This is a genomic window from Roseisolibacter sp. H3M3-2, from assembly GCF_029211165.1.
Classification (GTDB): Bacteria; Gemmatimonadota; Gemmatimonadetes; order Gemmatimonadales; family Gemmatimonadaceae; genus Roseisolibacter.
Window position 1 is genome coordinate 1 of sequence record NZ_JARGEK010000349.1, and the last position, 5,044, is coordinate 5,044.

At 75.0% G+C, this 5,044-nt stretch carries 4 protein-coding genes; all 4 read left to right on the forward strand.

Translation table 11 applies throughout. The annotated features are described in order from the left end of the window. On the forward strand, positions 1–771 hold a 771-nt coding region (locus PYV61_RS20730), incomplete at its 5' end, for an FtsQ-type POTRA domain-containing protein (RefSeq protein ID WP_275835204.1). Next, complete coding sequence (ftsA, locus tag PYV61_RS20735; protein ID WP_275835206.1) at positions 768–2,033, forward strand: cell division protein FtsA; 1,266 nt, start codon at positions 768–770, stop codon at positions 2,031–2,033. The genes PYV61_RS20730 and ftsA, both read left to right, overlap by 4 nt. A gap of 388 nt (positions 2,034–2,421) precedes the next feature. After that, the gene (gene ftsZ, locus PYV61_RS20740; protein WP_275835208.1) at positions 2,422–3,636 is read left to right on the forward strand and encodes a cell division protein FtsZ; all 1,215 of its coding nucleotides are present in this window, start codon (positions 2,422–2,424) and stop codon (positions 3,634–3,636) included. A gap of 13 nt (positions 3,637–3,649) precedes the next feature. Next, positions 3,650–4,954, forward strand: a complete 1,305-nt coding sequence (locus tag PYV61_RS20745; protein ID WP_275835210.1) for a M23 family metallopeptidase — start codon at positions 3,650–3,652, stop codon at positions 4,952–4,954. The last annotated feature ends 90 nt before the right edge of the window (positions 4,955–5,044 follow it).

A 5,044-nucleotide genomic window follows, 5' to 3' on the forward strand; every position in this document is an offset into this window, starting at 1 on the left:
ACCGCTCGCCGCGCGGGCCGACGCTGGGGCGCGCGGCGCGTGCTGAACCTCGCGGTCGGCCTCGGCGCGCTCGGCGTGGTGCTGACGGCGCCGCAGTGGGGGCCGCGCGCGCTGTCGAGCATGGCGTTCTTCCGCGTGCGCCGCGTCGAGCTGGAGGGGGTCCGCCACGCGGCGGCCGGCGAGCTGGTGGCGCGGCTGCGCGTCGACACGATGACGTCGGTGTGGGCCGAGCTGGCGCCGCTCGAGAAGCGGGTGGCCGCGCACCCGCTGATCGCGCGCGCGCGCGTCGAGCGCAAGCTCCCCGGGACGCTGCGGCTCGTGGTCGAGGAGCGCGCGCCGGTGGCCATGGCGCCGGCGCGCGGCGGGCTGGCCGTGTACGACGCGGCGGGGACGCGCCTGCCCGTCGAGCCGACGAGCGAGGGCGGGCTGGACGTGCCGCTGGTCGCGGCGCGCGACACCGCGCTGCTGCGCTTCCTCGGGCGGCTGCGGGAGGCCGCGCCCGGGATGTTCGCGCGCGTCAGCGAGGCGCGCCGCCCGCCGGCGGGCGCGGGCGCCGGCGCGGCGCGCGACGAGTTCGAATTCACGGTGACCCCCGCGGCGCCGAGCGGCGCGGACGGGGGCGCCACGGTCGTGGTGCGGGCGATGGCGGACCTCTCCGTCGCGCGCCTCGCGGACCTCGTGCCGGTGGAGGACGACCTGCTGCGGCGCCGCGTGCGCGTGGCGGAGATCGACCTGCGCTATCGAGACCAGGTGATCGCCAGACTGCAATGAAGCACGAGAGACTCGTCGCGGGGCTCGACATCGGCTCGGCGCGGACGACCGCCCTCATCGCGGAGGTCGTCGGCGAGCTGCCCAAGCGGCCCGGGATCCGCGTGCTCGGCGTCGGCCAGGCGCCCACCACGGGGATGAAGAAGGGGATCGTCGCGAACATCGACGAGACCGCGCGCTCCATCCAGCGCGCGCTCGCCGACGCGCAGCGCATGGCGGGCGCGCTCCCCGAGAGCGCGTTCGTCGGCATCGCGGGGGAGCACGTGCAGGCGATGACGAGCAAGGGGATCGTCGCCGTCGCCGGCGACGAGATCTCGCGCGCCGACGTCGAGCGCGTGAACGCCGTCGCGCGCGCGCACGCGATCCCGCAGGACCGCGAGCTGCTGCACGCGATCCCGCAGGAGTACACCGTCGACCGCACCGGCGGCATCCAGGACCCGATCGGGATGACCGGGATGCGGCTCGAGACGGAGATGTACCTGGTCACCATCGGCGCGCAGCCGGCGACCAACCTGCGCAAGAGCGTCGAGCGCGCGGGGCTCAAGGTGCGCGAGCTGGTGCTCGAGCCGCTCGCCAGCGCGCTCGCGGTGCTGAGCGAGGACGAGAAGGACATGGGCGTCGCGCTGGTGGAGCTGGGCGCGGCGGCGACCGACGTGGCGGTGTTCCACGAGGGGAAGATCCGCCACCTGGCGACGGTACCGTTCGGCGGCGCGCACGTCACCAACGATCTGGTGCACGGCGTCGGCGTGACGCAGAGCGACGCCGAGTCGCTGAAGGAGCACTACGGCATGGCGCTCGAGACGATGGTCGACCCGACCGAGGTCATCGAGCTGCCGCCGAGCGGCGCGCACGCGGAGCGGCAGATCCCGCGCGAGCTGCTGGCGCACATCATCCACCAGCGCCTCGACGAGATCTTCGACCTGGTGCAGCGCGGGATCGAGGGGGCGGGGTACGGCGGGCGGCTGAGCGGCGGCTTCGTGCTCACCGGCGGCGGCGCGGTGATGCCGGGCGTCGCCGACCTGGCGGCCGACGTGTTCGGGGTGAGCGTGCGCCTCGGCACGCCGCGCGACCTCGTGGGCGGGCTGCGCGAGACGGTGGACTCGCCGCGCGAGATGACGGCGGCGGGGCTCGCGCTGTACGGGGCGTCGCGCCTCGCGCTCGGCGGCGCCGCGGGCGCCGCGGCGGGGAAGCGGATCGCGCTGCCGGCGCCTGGTGTGGACAAGTGGGCGCAGCGGCTCAAACTCTGGCTGCAGGACTTCTTCTGAGCGTCGCGCGCGGCGCGCGGCCGCTGTCCGACGTCGGACTGCGCGGGGTCACCTGACCCGTTGACGGGGCGTCGCGCCATGCTGGCGGGACGCCCCGCGCGCGCGGTGGCACGCGCCCGGGGATGTGTGGAAAAGCACGCGCGGGGCGAGGTTGTGATGATTTCCGCACTCGCTCGTCTACCGGCATCCGAGTGCATGTCGCGGGGGCGTTTCCGCCCCGTGGCAGTGCGCGGAATCCGCGTTATATTCGGCGGCGGCCAGGACGCCTCCGTAGTCGCCCGCCGGCAGCAGTTCCCTCCCTCGGCGCGAGCGTGACGTCCCGACCCGGCCAGCCGCCCCGCCCTCGGCTTGCCATTCTCCCCCCCGCAGTACCTGGAGTCGCGTCCGCATGATCTTCGAGTTCGAGGAGAGCGCCTCGCAGAACGCCCGCATGAAGGTCGTGGGCGTCGGCGGCGGCGGCGGCAACGCCGTGAATCGCATGATCGAGGAGCACCTCGAAGGCGTCGAGTTCATCTCGGTGAACACCGACGCCCAGGCGCTGCTCACCTCGAAGTCCGACGTCAAGATCCAGATCGGGAAGAAGCTGACGCGCGGCCTCGGCGCCGGCGCGCGCCCCGAGATCGGCCGGCAGGCGGTGGACGAGAACCGCGACGAGGTGTCGCGCGTGATCGCGAACGCGGACCTCGTGTTCATCACGTGCGGGATGGGCGGCGGGACCGGCACGGGCGCGGCGCCGGTGGTGGCCGAGCTGGCGCGCGAGGCGGGCGCGCTCACCGTCGGCATCGTGACCAAGCCCTTCCTGTTCGAGGGGCGCAAGCGCATGCGGCAGGCGGAGCACGGCATCGCCGAGATGCGCAAGCAGGTGGACACGATGATCGTCGTGCCCAACGAGCGGCTGCTCGCGGTGGTCGGGAAGGGGATCCCGTTCGGAGACGCGCTCAAGAAGGCCGACGAGGTGCTGCTGCACGCGACGCAGGGCATCTCGTCGCTCATCAGCGTGACGGGGCTGGTGAACGTCGACTTCGCCGACGTGCGCACGGTCATGCAGAACGGCGGCTCGGCGCTCATGGGCACCGGGATGGGGCGCGGCGAGAACCGGGCGATGGAGGCGGCGCAGCAGGCGATCTCGTCGCCGCTGCTCGACAACGTGTCGATCTCGGGCGCGACGGGCGTGCTGGTGAACATCACCGGCGGCGCCGACCTGACCCTCGGCGAGGTGCACCAGATCAACGAGATCGTGCACGACGCGGTGGGCGACGAGGCCGAGATCATCTTCGGCGCGGTGCACGAGCCGGCGATGCAGGGGGAGATCCGCGTGACGGTCATCGCCACCGGCTTCGACCGCCACCTCCAGCTGGGCGTCGGCGCGGGGCTGACCCCGGCCGAGCCGCAGCGCCCGGGGCCGAACGTCCTCCCCTTCCCGCGCGGCGAGCAGCAACGCCCGGCGCCGGTCGGCCGCGTGATCAACGCCGGCGTCCGCGCCGCGCCGTCGAGCGAGGCGCCGCGCCCGCGCAGCACGCCGCTCGGCAGCGAGCGCCAGCAGGGGTCGGCCGATCTCTCCGACATGGAGATCCCGACCTTCATCCGCCGCCAGATGGACTGAGGAGGGGCCCGAGGTGACGCCCCGCCGACGCCCCCCCGGCCGCCTGCGCGCCACGACCTACCTGGTCGTGGGCGGCGCGGCGGCCGTGGCCGCGTACCTGACGCCCGAGCCGCCGGCGCCGACGCGCCCGGTGGCCGAGGCGCTGGTGGCGTCGCCGCGGGTCGAGGAGGCGCCGATGGCCCCCGTGTGGCGCTCCCGCGTCGACACGCTCGCCCGCGGCGAGACGCTGGTCTCCCTCCTCCGCCGCGCCGGCGTGAGCGCGGACCACGCCTCCCGCGCCGCGCAGGAGGCCGGGGACCTCGACCTGCGCCGCCTGCGCGCCGGGCTGACGGTCACCACGAGCGGGATGAGCACCGACACGGTGCCGCAGGAGATCGCCTTCCAGCCCGCCGTCGACCGGGTGGTCAAGCTGCGCTACCTCGAGGGCGCCTGGAAGGCGATCGAGGAGCGCCTCGCCTGGACGACCGACACGGTGGCCGCGCGCGGCGTCATCGCGTCGAGCCTGTACGAGACGCTGCACACGGCGCTCGGCGGCACCCTGCCGGCGGCGAAGCGGTCGGAGCTGGTCTGGAAGCTCGCCGACCTGTTCGAGTACCGCGTCGACATGAGCCGCGACCTGCAGCGCGGCGACTCGGTCGGCCTGCTGCTCGAGCGCCGGGTCGCCCCGGACGGCACCGCCCGCGAGGCGCGCATCCTGGCCGCCGCGCTGACGGTCGACGGCAAGCCCGTCGAGGCGATCCGGTTCGGCACCCGCGGCGGCGTCGCCGACTTCTACGACGCGACCGGCAAATCGCTCAAGGCCGCCTTCCTGCGCGCGCCGCTCGAGTTCCGCCGCGTCTCCAGCGCGTTCGGGATGCGCCGCCACCCGATCCTCGGGATCCTCAAGGCGCACCGCGGGACCGACTACGCCGCGTCGTCGGGGACGCCGGTGCGCGCCATCGGCGAGGGGACGGTCATCAAGGCCGGGTGGGCGGGGGGCTACGGCAACGTCCTCGAGATCCGCCACCGCAACGGCTACGTCTCGCGCTACGGCCACCTGCGCGGCTTCGCCAAGAACGTGCGCCCCGGCCGCAGCGTCGTCATCGGGCAGACGGTGGCCTTCGTCGGCTCCACCGGGCTCTCCACCGCGCCGCACCTGCACTTCGAGGTGCTGGTCGGCGGGCGGCAGCAGGACCCGCGCGTCGCGCTGCGCGACAAGAGCGGCTGGCCGATCGCGCCCCGCGAGAAGGGGGCGTTCACCGCGCTCCGCCAGCGCCTGCTCGCGCAGATCGACGCCCGCGGCGCCGGCGCGCCGAGCCTCGCCAGCGCCGAGGACTGAGCGGGCGCGTCCCGGGGCCCCGCGCCCCGGCGGCGCGTTGACGGCCGCCTGACGCCGTCGCCCCCGCCGCGCCCTGCGCGCGGCGCGCCC